The 12,293-nt window shown below is 69.2% G+C and carries 15 protein-coding genes; 10 read left to right on the forward strand and 5 right to left on the reverse strand.

The annotated features are described in order from the left end of the window. Positions 1-41: 41 nt before the first annotated feature. The 3 genes from ACWDMM_RS21895 (at position 42) to ACWDMM_RS21905 (ending at position 2,289) form a co-directional block, all read left to right on the forward strand. On the forward strand, positions 42-638 hold the full coding sequence (locus ACWDMM_RS21895; RefSeq protein ID WP_195081628.1) for a TetR/AcrR family transcriptional regulator: 597 nt from the start codon (positions 42-44) through the stop codon (positions 636-638). Positions 639-690: 52 nt separating this feature from the next. Beyond that, positions 691-1,089 carry an NUDIX hydrolase gene (locus tag ACWDMM_RS21900; protein WP_195081627.1) on the forward strand — a complete coding sequence of 133 codons (399 nt, stop codon included), beginning with the start codon at positions 691-693 and terminating at the stop codon, positions 1,087-1,089. Positions 1,090-1,218: 129 nt separating this feature from the next. Next, positions 1,219-2,289 carry a DUF2293 domain-containing protein gene (locus ACWDMM_RS21905; RefSeq protein ID WP_449939144.1) on the forward strand — a complete coding sequence of 357 codons (1,071 nt, stop codon included), beginning with the start codon at positions 1,219-1,221 and terminating at the stop codon, positions 2,287-2,289. A 5-nt stretch (positions 2,290-2,294) separates the two neighbouring features. Here the strand turns inward: ACWDMM_RS21905 and ACWDMM_RS21910 are convergent, their stop codons facing one another. Continuing rightward, positions 2,295-2,699, reverse strand: coding sequence for a hypothetical protein (locus ACWDMM_RS21910; RefSeq protein WP_195081625.1), 405 nt, complete (start codon positions 2,697-2,699; stop codon positions 2,295-2,297). A 428-nt stretch (positions 2,700-3,127) separates the two neighbouring features. Between ACWDMM_RS21910 and ACWDMM_RS21915 the strand changes: the two genes are divergently transcribed. The 4 genes from ACWDMM_RS21915 (at position 3,128) to ACWDMM_RS21930 (ending at position 6,260) form a co-directional block, all read left to right on the forward strand. Next, positions 3,128-4,291: a lipase family protein gene (locus ACWDMM_RS21915; RefSeq protein ID WP_357106289.1), complete on the forward strand. Its 1,164-nt coding sequence runs from the start codon at positions 3,128-3,130 to the stop codon at positions 4,289-4,291. Positions 4,292-4,420: 129 nt separating this feature from the next. Next, positions 4,421-4,747: a plasmid stabilization protein gene (locus ACWDMM_RS21920; protein WP_067809656.1), complete on the forward strand. Its 327-nt coding sequence runs from the start codon at positions 4,421-4,423 to the stop codon at positions 4,745-4,747. A 43-nt stretch (positions 4,748-4,790) separates the two neighbouring features. Further along, positions 4,791-5,036, forward strand: coding sequence for a hypothetical protein (locus ACWDMM_RS21925; RefSeq protein WP_067809689.1), 246 nt, complete (start codon positions 4,791-4,793; stop codon positions 5,034-5,036). 162 nt (positions 5,037-5,198) lie between these two features. Continuing rightward, positions 5,199-6,260 carry an NAD-dependent epimerase/dehydratase family protein gene (locus ACWDMM_RS21930; RefSeq protein ID WP_195081623.1) on the forward strand — a complete coding sequence of 354 codons (1,062 nt, stop codon included), beginning with the start codon at positions 5,199-5,201 and terminating at the stop codon, positions 6,258-6,260. A gap of 139 nt (positions 6,261-6,399) precedes the next feature. Here the strand turns inward: ACWDMM_RS21930 and ACWDMM_RS21935 are convergent, their stop codons facing one another. After that, positions 6,400-7,140 (reverse strand): IPT/TIG domain-containing protein, encoded by a 741-nt coding sequence (locus ACWDMM_RS21935; protein WP_195081622.1) that lies wholly within the window; start codon positions 7,138-7,140, stop codon positions 6,400-6,402. A 187-nt stretch (positions 7,141-7,327) separates the two neighbouring features. Next, positions 7,328-7,912, reverse strand: coding sequence for a TetR/AcrR family transcriptional regulator (locus tag ACWDMM_RS21940; RefSeq protein ID WP_323124311.1), 585 nt, complete (start codon positions 7,910-7,912; stop codon positions 7,328-7,330). A gap of 64 nt (positions 7,913-7,976) precedes the next feature. Between ACWDMM_RS21940 and ACWDMM_RS21945 the strand changes: the two genes are divergently transcribed. The 3 genes from ACWDMM_RS21945 to ACWDMM_RS21955 all read left to right on the forward strand — a co-directional run bounded on the left by ACWDMM_RS21945 (position 7,977) and on the right by ACWDMM_RS21955 (position 10,203). After that, positions 7,977-8,843, forward strand: a complete 867-nt coding sequence (locus ACWDMM_RS21945; protein ID WP_195081621.1) for an alpha/beta fold hydrolase — start codon at positions 7,977-7,979, stop codon at positions 8,841-8,843. A gap of 122 nt (positions 8,844-8,965) precedes the next feature. Next, a complete protein-coding gene (locus tag ACWDMM_RS21950) occupies positions 8,966-9,340 on the forward strand; it encodes a MerR family transcriptional regulator (RefSeq protein ID WP_195081620.1) in 375 nt (124 codons plus the stop codon). After that, positions 9,337-10,203 (forward strand): TIGR03619 family F420-dependent LLM class oxidoreductase, encoded by an 867-nt coding sequence (locus tag ACWDMM_RS21955; protein WP_449939149.1) that lies wholly within the window; start codon positions 9,337-9,339, stop codon positions 10,201-10,203. The genes ACWDMM_RS21950 and ACWDMM_RS21955 overlap by 4 nt, the downstream gene beginning before the upstream one ends. 32 nt (positions 10,204-10,235) lie before the next feature. On the opposite strand, the gene ACWDMM_RS21960 is transcribed toward ACWDMM_RS21955, so the two are convergent. Together ACWDMM_RS21960 and ACWDMM_RS21965 are read right to left on the reverse strand one after the other, a co-directional pair. Then, on the reverse strand, positions 10,236-10,736 hold the full coding sequence (locus tag ACWDMM_RS21960) for a flavin reductase family protein (RefSeq protein ID WP_195081618.1): 501 nt from the start codon (positions 10,734-10,736) through the stop codon (positions 10,236-10,238). 326 nt (positions 10,737-11,062) lie between these two features. Then, a complete protein-coding gene (locus ACWDMM_RS21965; protein WP_195081617.1) occupies positions 11,063-12,286 on the reverse strand; it encodes a cytochrome P450 family protein in 1,224 nt (407 codons plus the stop codon). Positions 12,287-12,293 lie beyond the last annotated feature (7 nt).

A 12,293-nucleotide genomic window follows, 5' to 3' on the forward strand; every position in this document is an offset into this window, starting at 1 on the left:
ATTCGATGCCAGTGGCATCGTAATGGAAGTCAGGGAGCGGCATGGGCGAAACGGCGCAGGACCCGCCTGCGGCGAGCAGGAGCGCGGGCAGGCCCAGGGACGAGTCGGTCGAACAGCGGGTGCTGGCGACCGTCCGGGAGATGCTGGTCGAAGTGGGGTGGGACGAGTTGAGCGTGCGGGCGGTGGCCGCGCGCGCCGGCGTCGGCCGGGCGTCGATCGCTCGCCGCTGGCAATCGAAGGCCGAATTGGTGCTGCACGCCGTGCTGGGTGAGACACCGGATCTGGGCCCGTTCGAGGGCGCCGACCAGCAGGGGTGGATCGAGTGGGTGCTGCGCGGCAGCCGGGAACTGTTCGCCCGCGACGACGTTCGCGCCGCCGTCCCGGGGCTGTTGACCGCACTCGACCGCGATCGGCAATTGCGCGACCGGCTGTGGGCGGGATTCAGCACCCCGGCCGCCGCGCTGTTCGCCGCGGGCGACACCGAATCGCGTGCGCGGTCCGAGCTGGACGCCAGGGCCGTCATCGCGCTGGCGGCCGGTGCGGCGCTGTTCCTGGAATTCGTCGCCGACGGCGACGACACCGCGCAGATCCACCGGCGCATCGGCGAACTGCTGCACCGCGCCGTGCCGGAGCGCTGAGCCGCCCGATTCCGGTTGGCGTCGGGTTCGCGCCGCTCAGTACAGTGGGCCGGTGATTCGCACCGCCGCGCTGGCCCACGTCCGGGATCGCCGCCTGCTGCAGGCGCGCTCGGTGGGCAAGGACGTCTTCTACATGGCAGGCGGCAAGATCGACCCCGGTGAGACACCCGAAGCGGCGCTGCACCGCGAGGTGCGCGAAGAACTCGGCGTCGGCGTCGTCGCCTACGACGAACTCGGGGTGTTCCAGGCGGAGGCGTACGGGCACTCCCCCGGCACCCGGTTGCACATGACCTGCTTCACCGCGGAACTCGACGGCGAGCCGCGTCCCACCAGCGAGATCGCCGAGTTGCGCTACTTCACGGTGAGCGAGTACGCCGCCATGGACCACGTGGCCCCCGGCTCGATGATGGTCTTCCGCCGACTGCACGAACTCGGCGCGGTCGACTGGTAGGCGGCGTGCGAGCCCGCCGTTGCGCGCCGGCCCACCTGCTCGGCGATTTCCGGACCGAGCGCGGTCGCCGCTTGTTCCGACTCTTCGGCTTTCGAGTGGATTCCCCGGCGTGCGCTAAGGTGCGAACCCGTGTCCAAGCTGAAGCGGCGAGTAGTCGAAGCTGCGGAAGCGTCGCTCGTGCAACGCAAATACGTGTCGGCGGTCGATGTGTTCACCGTGCTGGGCTGGGTGCGGTCCGGTCAGGTCGATCGCTGGCGGCAAGGGCAGGTGCGGTCGCTGGAGCAGCTCACGGCAGTCGATGGGCGGCGGTTGCGGGAGGCGGCGGACCTACTGGGCGAGTGGGCCCGCGAACACGGGCTCAGCGCGAGCACCGCGGCGTATCTGTCGGGTGGGCGCGATCGCGAGGCGCTGCGTTTCGTCGACCACGGCGAAGACGAGGTGTTCCGAGTGCACTGGCTCTCGGCGGACCTCAGCCCGGCGCGGCGCGAACAGGTCGTCCAACGCCAGAACCGCGCCCCTGATCTCACCGTGATCGAGGCCGCGGAGTCGTGGACGTGCGCCGAATGCGCCGAGACCGGCCCGTATCTGATCACCTCCGCGGCCGGGCCTCTATGTCTTACCTGCTCGGACCTCGACCATCTGGAGTTCCTGCCCGCCGGGAACGCGGCGCTGAGCCGGCGAGCCAAGAAGGAGAGCACCCTCGCCGCCGTGGTGGTCCGCTTCAACCGGCGGCGCAAGCGCTACGAGCGGCTGGGCATCCTCGTGGAAGAGGCCGCCCTCGCCCGCGCGGAAGAGCAATGCCTCGCCGACGAAGAGGCCCGCGCGCGCCGCCGCGATCGCGACCGCGTCCGCCGCGCCGTGGAGGACGACGAATACCGCGCCCGCATGTCCGCCGAGATCCGGCGGCTGTTCCCCGGCTGCCCCGCCGACCGTGCCGCCGAGATCGCCGAACACGCCGCCGCCCGGGGCAGCGGCCGCGTAGGCCGCACCGCCGCCGCCAAACTCCTGTCCCCCGAAGCCCTCACCCTGGCCGTCATAGCCTCCATCCGCCACCGCGACACCGATTACGACAACCTGCTCATGACCGGCGTCCCTCGCCCGGAGGCCAGAACCCGTATCCGGCCCACCGTCGACCGCGTCCTCGACAGCTGGCGCGACGGAAGACGTTGCAATATCGTTGCCGTTCCCGAGTCGCCGTGATCAGGTCATCCTTCGGCCCCGTCTCCCGCCGCCGCGGGCGAGCGGCGGGCGTGCTCGGCCACCCAGACGCCCACGCCGATCGCTCCGGCGACCGGCCACGACACCAATCCGGTGACCGCCGCCGCGCCGAGCCCGCCGAAATAGAGCAACGACTCACGGTCCGGCACCCGGTCGCGCACCGCCGTGGTGGCCGAGGAGACTCCGGTGGCCACGGTGCGCGGCCCTGGTAGCAGCGGCACTCGCGCCATCCGCATCCCGAGCGTCGGGATCGGGACGCGCAACCCGCCGCGCTCGGTGGTCGCGGCGTCGGAGCCGGCCGGCGATCCGGTCTCGGTGGACGGCGCGGAACGTGCCGTCTCCGGTGCTTCGGAACCGGACTGGCGGACCTTCTCGGTGGCTGTCTTGGACATGACCGCTCCTTCCTCGCCCTGCGCCTCGTCGCTGTGTATGTGATCCAGCCAAGCCGTGCTCGCCCCGCACCGCAACCCCTGGTAGGCATGCTTTTCATCGCGAAGTGACAAACGAACGGGTCCGGCGCGGGTGTGCGGGCTCCGCCGCGGAGGAAGAGCTGTGCGGGTTGGTTGCCAGCCATCACGATACATTGCGCGAGCGCGATGAAAACCCTCAGTTTTAACTGATGCCAAAAGGTTTTTCGCGCATTCATGACTCAGCCCGGCGTGTTGCTGATAGTTTGCCGACGAAGGCACTTTGAGGCAGACCACTGTTCGGCGAATACGGCGAACTACCCCTGGAGGTCAAGGTCGTGACTCGTCCGTTTCTTCGATTCCTCGGCAGAAAAACCATCGGTTCCGTCCGCGCCATCGGCGCGTGCGGCGGAATGGCACTCACTCTCCTGATCGGGACGGCGGCGGCCGCGGAACCGCTGTATCCGTATCCCGACCCGGACCCGTTCTACGCCCCCCCGGCGGACGTGGGCGCACACCAGCCCGGCGATGTGCTCGACACGCGGATGCTGCCCCCGCTCGCGCTCTTCCCCGGCACCACCGTCCGGCTCGTCGAGTTCCGCTCCACGAACTCGCATGGCGCGCCGATCTCGGCGACGACGACGATCCTCACCCCGCTGGGCCATCGTCCCGACATGCCGCTGCTGTCGTATCAGCACTTCATCAACTCGCTCGGCACGCACTGCGCGGTATCGCACCTGCTCTACTCCAACGATCTGAACCTGTCGGCTTCGACAGGGATGTTGAACGTCCTGCTGGCGCAGGGCTGGAGTATCGCGCTGCCGGATCATCTCGGTCCGCAGTTCGCGCTCGGCGCCGGACGTCTGGGCGGCCAGATCACGCTGGACGGAATCCGCGCGGCGAAGCGGCTCCCCGAACTCGGCCTGCAGAACAGCCCGATCGCGCTGACCGGTTACTCCGGCGGTGGCCTCGCCACGGCATGGGCGGCCGCGCTGCAGCCGACCTACGCGCCGGAACTGCGGCTCGCGGGCGCGGCCATCGGCGGCGCCCCGATGAACCTGGTGACGATGGCCAAGGCGCTGGGATTCGAACCGCATCCGGCGTTCGGCCTGGCCATGGCGACGGCGATCGGGCTGGAACGGGAATACCCGGACCGCGTGCCGACCAGCCAGTCGCTGAACGAGCGCGGCCTCGCGCTGCGTGACGAGATGGCCAACAGCTGCACCAACGAAATTCTCGCCGCGGGCATGAACGGCAACGCGCGCGACTACGTGACCTCCGCGTCGGTCTTCGACACCACGCCCGGCGCGTGGTCGGTGGTCGAGGAGAACAGCGTGGAGCTCTACCCGAACGCCCCGCAAACACCGATCTTCGAATGGCATTCGCCGAGCGACCCGCTGATTCCGATCGATGCCATCGACAACACCAACCGCCATTGGTGCTCGGCCGGGGTGCCCGTGCAGACACTGCGCGTGCCCGACGCGGAGCATCTGACCGCGGCGGTCCTCGGCGCGCCCTCGGTGCTGCCGTGGCTGCAGAGCCGGGTGCGCGGCGAGCCCGCGCCCAGCACCTGCTGACGCGAGCCTGCCGTCGGTTCGCCGCCTCCGGGGCGGTGGTCGCGGGTGACGGGCCCGGCGCGCGAGCCGGGCCCGATCCGGATTGCGCGCAGATTCCCGGGGTAGACCGCAGATACAGGAGGTGATGACATGCCGAAGGCTTGGACCGACAAGCAGGAACGCCAGTACGAGCACATCAAGGATTCGGCGAAATCCCGGGGCGCGAGCACCGGACGCGCGAAGGAGATGGCCGCACGCACGGTCAACAAGAACCGTGCGCAGTCCGGGCAGTCCAAGACCGCGAGCAAGACGTCGACCGACGACAAGTCTCCGCAGCAGCGCGGCGGGCAGCGTTCGCACAGCGGCGCCCAGGGCCCGACGCGGGACCAGCTGTACAACGAGGCCAAGAAGCGCAATGTCGAAGGCCGCTCGAAGATGACGAAGAAGGAGCTGGCGCACGCGCTCGGACGGGACTGAGCCCGGCGCGCAGCTCGGCGACGAAGAAGCGAAAGGAGTGGAGATGACCAAGCAGCAGGAAGAAACGGGCACCATCACCGGCACCAGGGACAAGGACTACAACCTGATCTGGTTCGTCGAGGCGTCCCTCGAGAACGCGCTGCGTCTGGACACGTTCATCCAGGACGCGGAACGTGCCGGGGACACCGAGCTGGTGGAGTTCTTCCGCAAGGCGCAGGCCGACAGCCGCAAGGGCGGCCGGATGGGTAAGGAACTCCTGGCCAACCGTCTCGCGCAATCGAATATGTGACGTTTTCCGATGAGCCTGCGGGCCGGAGCCGAATGGGCTCCGGCCCGCCGCGCTGTGCGCAGGTTCCGCGCGGCCGAGCCGGGAGAAATCCGGTGGCCGGTGTCGTCGCGGCGATCCTGGGTAAGTCGCTGACGAACCTCGTCGCCGAGCCAAGGAGCGGATATGCGCGTCGTCGTGGTCGGTGCCACCGGAAACGTCGGAACGAGCGTGCTGGAGACACTGTCGGCAGAAGCGGGAGTCGGTTCGATCGTGGGGATCGCCCGGCGCGTGCCGGGCAAACCTCGCGCGGGCGTGGAGTGGGTGCGCGCGGATGTGCGCACCGACGACCTGGAAGCCCACTTCCACGGAGCCGACGTGGTCGTGCACCTGGCCTGGTTGTTCCAGCCCACCCATCAGCCCATGGTCACCTGGCGCGCGAACGTCGGCGGCACCGAACGCGTGCTGCGCGCGGTCGCCGCGGCCCAGGTACCCGCGTTGGTCTACGCCTCCTCGGTCGGGGCCTACTCCCCGTGCCAGAGCGACGAACCGGTGCCGGAGAGCTGGCCGACCGATGGCTGGCCGCCTGCCGCGTACATGCGGGAGAAGGCCTACGTCGAACGGCTGCTGGACCGGTTCGAGGCCGAGAATCCGGATCGCCGCGTGGTTCGCATGCGCCCGGCGTTCATCTTCCGCAGGCACACCGCCAGCCAGCAGCGTCGTCTGTTCGCCGGACCGCTGCTGCCGAATCGCCTGATCCGGCCGGGCCTCCCGCCGATTCTGCCGATTCCCCGTGGTCTGCGCTTCCAGGCGGTGCACAGCGCCGACGTCGGCCGCGCCTATGCCCTCGCCATCGCGACCGACGCCCGCGGACCGTTCAACCTGGCCGCCGAACCGGTGATCGATCGCTCCCGGCTGGCCGAGGTCTTCGACGCCAGGGTGGTGTCCGTGCCGCCCTCGCTGGCGCGCGCCGCGCTCGCGATGGGCTGGCACGCTCGCACGCTGCCCGCGACGCCGGACCTGCTGGACGGGGTGCTGCATCTGCCGATCATGGACACCGGCCGCGCACGGGCCGAGCTGGGCTGGACGCCGCGGTTCACCGCCGTCGACGCTCTGCGCCACCTGCTCTCCGGGTTGCGCGCGGGCGCGGGCGATGACACCCCGCCGCTGGCCGCGGACGCGGGCGGACCCTGGCGCTGGAAGGAGTTCGCCTCCGGAGTCGGTGGCCGAGAAGTCGGCGTCGGCTGACCCCTCGGCCGGGCGCGGCGCGACCGATCGCCACGAATCCGACGATCCGCGCACGGGCCGACCGAAGGGACCGTCCACCGTCATGAACGGCCCCTTCGGATTCGGATGGCTCGTATCCCGAGCCCGGACTGCGGCTGTGTCAGACGTAGGTGAAGAAGACGCCGGTGGCGATACCACCCGGTCCGGTGACGGTGACCGGTACCGGACCCAGCCCCACCGGGGTGATCGCGGTGATCTGCGTATCGGAATTCACCGTGAACGACACCGCCGGAAGGAAACCGAAGAACACACCGGTGGCGCCGGTGAACCCGCTGCCGGAAATCGTGACCGCGGTGCCGCCCGTCACCGGACCCGTATTCGGTGTGATCGATACCAGCGTGGGAACGGACACATACGTGAACGGCACGCCCGGACTCGTCCCGGCCGAATTGGTGACGGTGACCGGAACGGTGCCCGTTCCCGGCGGGGCGATGGCGATTATCAGCGTGCTGGAAATCGCGACGAAGAACGTGGCCGGTGTGGCGCCGAAGTTGACGGAAGTAACTCCGGTGAATCCGGTACCGACGATCGAAACCAGTGTTCCACCGCTCGCGGGCCCGAAATTCGGAATGACCGATGCCACCGCGGGAACAGGAACGACATAGGTGTAGGGAACGCCATTACTGGTTCCGTCCGCGTTGGCGACGGTGACCTGTACCGTCCCGGTTCCGGGCGGAGCGATCGCGGTGATCTGCGTAGTGGAATCCAGTGTGAAAGTCGTTGCCGTGCCGCCGAATCGCACGGTGGTCGGCTGCGCCGTGAATCCGGTTCCGGTGATGACCACGCTATTTCCTCCCGAAGCCGGGCCGGTGGTCGGAGATACAGAAGTTACAGTAGGCATGACTCTGCCCCCTTTTCAGCGTTGATTTCCTGTACCGGGGGGTGCTCGACCTTCAGGAAGCCCGGCTGTAACCATTAACGCTCCGGAAACGTTGCCCGGCAATATATATCGCGATCCGTTTTGGTCTGTTCTGGTCCGATTTCGTCCGTTTCCGTACGGCTCGACCGGCGAATGAATCCGGGAAGCACTAGTGGCGCACCCCGGCCAGCATCTGTTCGATGCGGGCGCGCACCGACCGGCCCGCCGCGCGCAGCGGTTCCGTCGAACGCAGTGTGCGGCTGAGGACGAACGCACCCTCGAGGCTGGTGAGAACGGCGAGGATGAGTTCGCGGGCGTCCGTGGCGGACAGGCCGCGACGGACGAAGTAGTCGGTGCCGTCGCCGATCCAGGAGGCGATGACTTCGGCGGCGACCTCGCGCAGCGCGGGTTCGCTGTCGGCGACCTCACCAGCGACGGTGCCGACCGGGCACATGTTGATCCAGCCGGTCTGCTCGATCTGTTCGGCGGCCGCGGCGAAGGCCGCTGGTATCGCTTCGCGCAGGTCGTCGTCGGCGTCGAGCAGCAGCGGGAGCAACTGGATGTACGCGGCGCCGGACGTGCGCAGCGCCGCGGCGGCGACCTGCGGTTTGCCCTCGGGAAAGTGGTGATAGAGCGAGCCCATCGGGGCCCGAGCGGCGACGGTGAGCTGCTTGACGCTGGTGCCCGCGTAGCCCTGCGTCCGCATCAGCTCGGCCATCGCGGTGACGAGGCGTTCCCGGGTGCTGGTTGACATCTTCTCGGTCACCCTCCCAGACTAGAGCAAATACTCTAGAGCGATCGCTCGAACGGAGGCGGACATGCCTGAGATCGAACTGCCCGCGGGCCGGGTGCACTATGTCGAGCGCGGCGAGGGGCCCCCGGTGGTCCTGCTGCACGGCCTGCTGATGAACCACACGGTCTGGGACGAGGTGCTCGACGCCTTGCCCGACGGATTCCGGTACGTGCTGCCGGACCTGCCGCTCGGCGCCCATCCCCTGCCACTGCGTCCCGGCGTCGACCTGAGCTTGCGCGGTTTGAATCACCTGATCGCCGACTTCCTCGCCGCGCTGGATCTGCACGAGGTCACGCTCGTGCACAGCGATTGGGGCGGTGCGCTGTTCCTCACCGCCTACGGGTTGGACGAACGCGTCGGCAGGCTCATCGTGCTGCCGTGCGAGGCGTTCGACAACTTCCCGCCCGGCCTGCCCGGCAAGATGGCCACCGTCGCCGCCTATCTGCCGGGCGGCATCTCACTCGCCCTGCGGCAGTTGCGCATTCGGTGGCTGCGCCGATCGCCATTGCTGTTCGGCTGGATGGCGCGGCGACCGTTGCCCGACGCGCTGGTGCGCGGCTGGACCGAGCCGGGGCTGCGCGACGCCAGAATCCGCCGGGACCTGCTCGCCTACACCAGGTCCGGGTTCCCCCGGGAGGAATTGATCGCCAACACCGAAGCACTGCGCAACTTCCGGGGAGACGCGCTGATCCTGTGGTCGTCGGCGGGCAAGGTGATGCCGCGCGAGCACGGCCGTCGGCTCGCGGACCTCATTCCCGCGGCGCGGCTGGTCGAGATCGACGACGCGTACGTGCTGTCCATGCTCGATCAGCCCGCCGCGGTGGCCGAGGCGATGTCGGCGTTCCTGCTCGACACCACCGCGTCTGGGCGCGACAGGCCTGCGCCGCGCTAGCGCCGCACGAATGCCGACGTGCCACCAGCGCATGAGGTCTCCCCCGGGCAGGCAGCGCGGCGGCTTGCCTTGACGCCGACGAGAAGGTTTAGCGTGGCGGCAGCGGAGGCGAAGGAGGACGGATGCGCATCGGCGAACTGGCGCAGCGGGCGGGCACCAGCACGCGCGCCCTGCGTTATTACGAGGAGCACGGGTTGGTGCGGCCGCGCCGCGCCGCCAACGGGTACCGCTCCTACGACGACGGGGAGGTGCTGATCGTGGCGCAGATTCGCGAACTGCTCGGTGCGGGCTTCGATCTCGACGACATCCGCCCGTTCGTCGCCTGCCTGCGGGCGGGCAACGGCTCCGGGGACGTCTGCCCCGATTCGGTGTCCACGTTGCGGCGCAAGCTGGCCGAGGTCGATTCCTACCTGACGCGGCTGGAGCACGTACGGACCCATCTGCGCGCGCGGCTCGCGGCGGCCTGCGAGTTCGACCGGATCGATGAGCCGAGGTGAAGTTCGCGGTCAGCTACAGCACCCCCTTCTTCGGCGTCGACCCGGACCGGTTGATCGGCTACGCCCAGCATGCCGAGCGCTGCGGATTCGAAGCGATCTACCTGCCCGAGCACATCGCGTTGTACCCGGGGGCGACGGTCGGGCCGATGGAGATCACGCCGACGGTGCCGTTCGCCGATCCGCTCGACGCGCTCGGTTTCGTGGCCGCCGCCACCGAGCGGATCCTGCTCGGCACGGCGGTGCTGCTGCTGCCCTATCACCATCCGGTGGTGCTGGCCAAGCGCCTGGCGACGATCGACGTGCTGTCCAAGGGCCGCATGCGCCTGCTCACGGTCGGGCTCGGCACCCTCCCCGGTGAGGCGCGAGCCGTCGGCGTCGATTTCGCCTCCCGCGGCCGTCGCGCCGACGAGGCCATCGACGTGCTGCGGCTGCTGTGGTCCGGTGACGCGGAGGGGGTGAGCTTCGACGGCGAGTTCTTCCGGTTCGAGAACCTGTGCAGCTACCCGAAACCCGTGGGCGGCGAGCCGTTGCCGATCCATGTCGGCGGATCGAGCCGCGCCGCGGCGCGGCGCGCGGGATCCCGCGGCGACGGTTACTTCCCGGGCGGGATGCTCGCGCCGGCCGAACGCGCTGCCCAGCTGGAGACAGCCCGCGCCGCGAGGAGCGCGGCGGGCCGCGATCCCGGCGCGTTCGAATACACGCGGTGGGGATCGATCGACATGCCGGTGGAGCGGGTCCGGGGACTGGCCGATCAGGGTGTCACGCGCATCGTGGTGAGCGCGAGCACGGGTGACCCGCAGCGCGCCCGCGACGAGTTGTCCGCCTTCGCCGCGCGATTCGATCTTGCGAACGCACTGAAGTAGCGTTCACGCCGAGGGGGCGGCCCCTAACCTACTCAGACGGTATGTCCCGCAACCAGATCCGCGACCGAGTGATAGTGCATTGTTTCCGCGGCGGGCCGCAACACCGCCGCGTCCTCGGGCTCCAGCAGCATTCCGACGTGATCGCCGAGGTCGTACCGGTCGCGGATGCGAGCGACGAACCAGCTGGGCACCGTGCTGAGCACCGGGATGCCGCCGGGGCCCGCGTGCCAGTCGCAATGCACGAACTTGTCGATGTCGTCGCCGGTCTCACCGCCGAAAAGCCGCGCGAGGGACAGTTGTTCGCTGCCCAGCAAATGCACCGCGAGCCGGTCGGCGTGCTGCGCGACCCGGTAGGTGTAGTTCTTCTTGGACAGGCCGACCAGGAACCGGCGCGGCTCGATGCTGACCTGTGTGGCGAAGCCGACGAGACAACCGGCGCGCCGGCCGGCCGCCTGCACGGTGACCAGCAGCACGGGATAGTCCGCCGCCGCGACCACCGCGTCGAACACTGCGGTCCGGTCTTCGGTAGCCATCGGTCCTCCCAGCGTGATACGACGTCTTCCCCGGATGCCCGCGCGATCGTCGCGCAAACATGCCGGGACGAGCAGCGCTCACCCTACAACCGTGGCGGCAAGGCGTCTGAGACGCTGATGCCGGCAAGGGTGGGGCGCCCGAGCGACGGCCGGTAGATCGGCTCTTTCCGATCTACGTTGCCGTGGATGATAGTCCACCACAACGACTTCCGCGCCGACACCGAAAACGCATGGTGGCGGTCGCCACATTGCGAGCGCATCCGGCACGATCGAGGCATCGCGCGGATCCGCGCCTCCGGCCGCGACCGGAGGCGCGGATCGGGCCGCTAGTCCGCCAGGTACACCGGCAGCCTGGCGTGCCCGTTGGAGATGAAGCTGGACACGGTGCCCAGTTCGGCGGGATCGGCTGCCAAGCGCAGGTTCGGGAACCGCTGGAAGAGGGCCGGCAGTGCGACTTCGGCCTCCAGCCGGGCCAGCGGCGCACCCAGGCAGTGGTGCGCTCCGTAGCCGAAGGCCAGATGTTCCTTGCTCGCTCGCCGCACGTCGAACTCGCTCGCGGTGGGACCGTGCAGATTCGGATCGCGGTTGGCCCCGGCGTAGGAGGCGAGAATCGGTTCACCCTTGGTGATGCGCAGACCGGCGATCTCGATGTCGTCGGCGGCGAAGCGCAGCGGCAGGTGCGCCACCGGCGACTCGTACCGCAGCGCCTCCTCGATCAGATCGGTCCAGGCCGCACGGCCCTCGGAAATCTCGGCACGCTGGTCGGGGTGGGTCAGCAGCGCGAAGACGGCCTGATCGATCAGGTTCACCGTGGTCTCGTGCCCGGCGCTGATCACGAGCAGCAGCGTATCGATCAGCTCCTGCTCGGTCAGCTGCGAGCCGTCCTCTTCGTCCCGGTGCGAGATCAGCAGGCTGGTCATGTCGTCGCCGGGCGTCTCCCGCCGGTACGCGACGAGCTCGCCCAGGATCCGGTACATCTCCATATAGTTCGCCTGGGACTCCTCGGGTCCGAGCGACGTGTCGAAGATGCCGTCGACGCAGGTGCGCAGACCCGCGTTGAGGGCTTCGGGAACGCCCATCAGCGCGCTGATGACCTGGATCGGCAGCGGGTAGGCGAAACCTTCCCTGAGATCTACCGCCTCGCCCGCCGGTGTCGCCGCGAGCGCGTCGAGCAGGTCCGCGGTGATCTGTTCGACCAGCGGTCGCATCGCCTGGGTGCGGCGGTGCGTGAAGGCGGGCGCGACGAGTTTGCGCAGCCTGCGGTGATCGGCGCCGTAGGCGGTGAACATGTTGTTCACGGCGACCCACGGCAGCAGCGGCCAGTCCTGCGGTATGTCGCCGTTGATCAACGCGGGCCAGTGCTGCTTGGCGTCCTTCGACACCCTGGGATCGGCCAGCAACCGCTTGAGCACGTCGGCGTCGGTGACCGACCACGCACGCACGCCGCCAGGCAATTCGACGAGCGTCACCGGCCCGCGCGCGCGAATGCGGGCGGACTCGCCCTGGATGTCGGCGCCCGTCGGGTCTAGGACCAGGGGCTGTGTGGTCATCGGGGAC

The sequence above is a fragment of the Nocardia sp. NPDC003726 genome (genome assembly GCF_053586955.1).

Excerpts from the sequence above, each read along its gene's own strand:
- ACWDMM_RS21935 (WP_195081622.1), bottom strand. The coding sequence starts at position 7,140 with ATGCCTACTGTAACTTCTGTATCTCCGACCACCGGCCCGGCTTCGGGA.
- ACWDMM_RS21945 (WP_195081621.1), top strand. The coding sequence starts at position 7,977 with ATGCCTGAGATCGAACTGCCCGCGGGCCGGGTGCACTATGTCGAGCGC.
- ACWDMM_RS21895 (WP_195081628.1), top strand. The coding sequence starts at position 42 with ATGGGCGAAACGGCGCAGGACCCGCCTGCGGCGAGCAGGAGCGCGGGC.
- ACWDMM_RS21915 (WP_357106289.1), top strand. The coding sequence starts at position 3,128 with ATGGCACTCACTCTCCTGATCGGGACGGCGGCGGCCGCGGAACCGCTG.
- ACWDMM_RS21965 (WP_195081617.1), bottom strand. The coding sequence starts at position 12,286 with ATGACCACACAGCCCCTGGTCCTAGACCCGACGGGCGCCGACATCCAG.
- ACWDMM_RS21920 (WP_067809656.1), top strand. The coding sequence starts at position 4,421 with ATGCCGAAGGCTTGGACCGACAAGCAGGAACGCCAGTACGAGCACATC.
- ACWDMM_RS21960 (WP_195081618.1), bottom strand. The coding sequence starts at position 10,736 with ATGGCTACCGAAGACCGGACCGCAGTGTTCGACGCGGTGGTCGCGGCG.
- ACWDMM_RS21925 (WP_067809689.1), top strand. The coding sequence starts at position 4,791 with ATGACCAAGCAGCAGGAAGAAACGGGCACCATCACCGGCACCAGGGAC.
- ACWDMM_RS21940 (WP_323124311.1), bottom strand. The coding sequence starts at position 7,912 with ATGTCAACCAGCACCCGGGAACGCCTCGTCACCGCGATGGCCGAGCTG.
- ACWDMM_RS21930 (WP_195081623.1), top strand. The coding sequence starts at position 5,199 with ATGCGCGTCGTCGTGGTCGGTGCCACCGGAAACGTCGGAACGAGCGTG.
- ACWDMM_RS21950 (WP_195081620.1), top strand. The coding sequence starts at position 8,966 with ATGCGCATCGGCGAACTGGCGCAGCGGGCGGGCACCAGCACGCGCGCC.
- ACWDMM_RS21910 (WP_195081625.1), bottom strand. The coding sequence starts at position 2,699 with ATGTCCAAGACAGCCACCGAGAAGGTCCGCCAGTCCGGTTCCGAAGCA.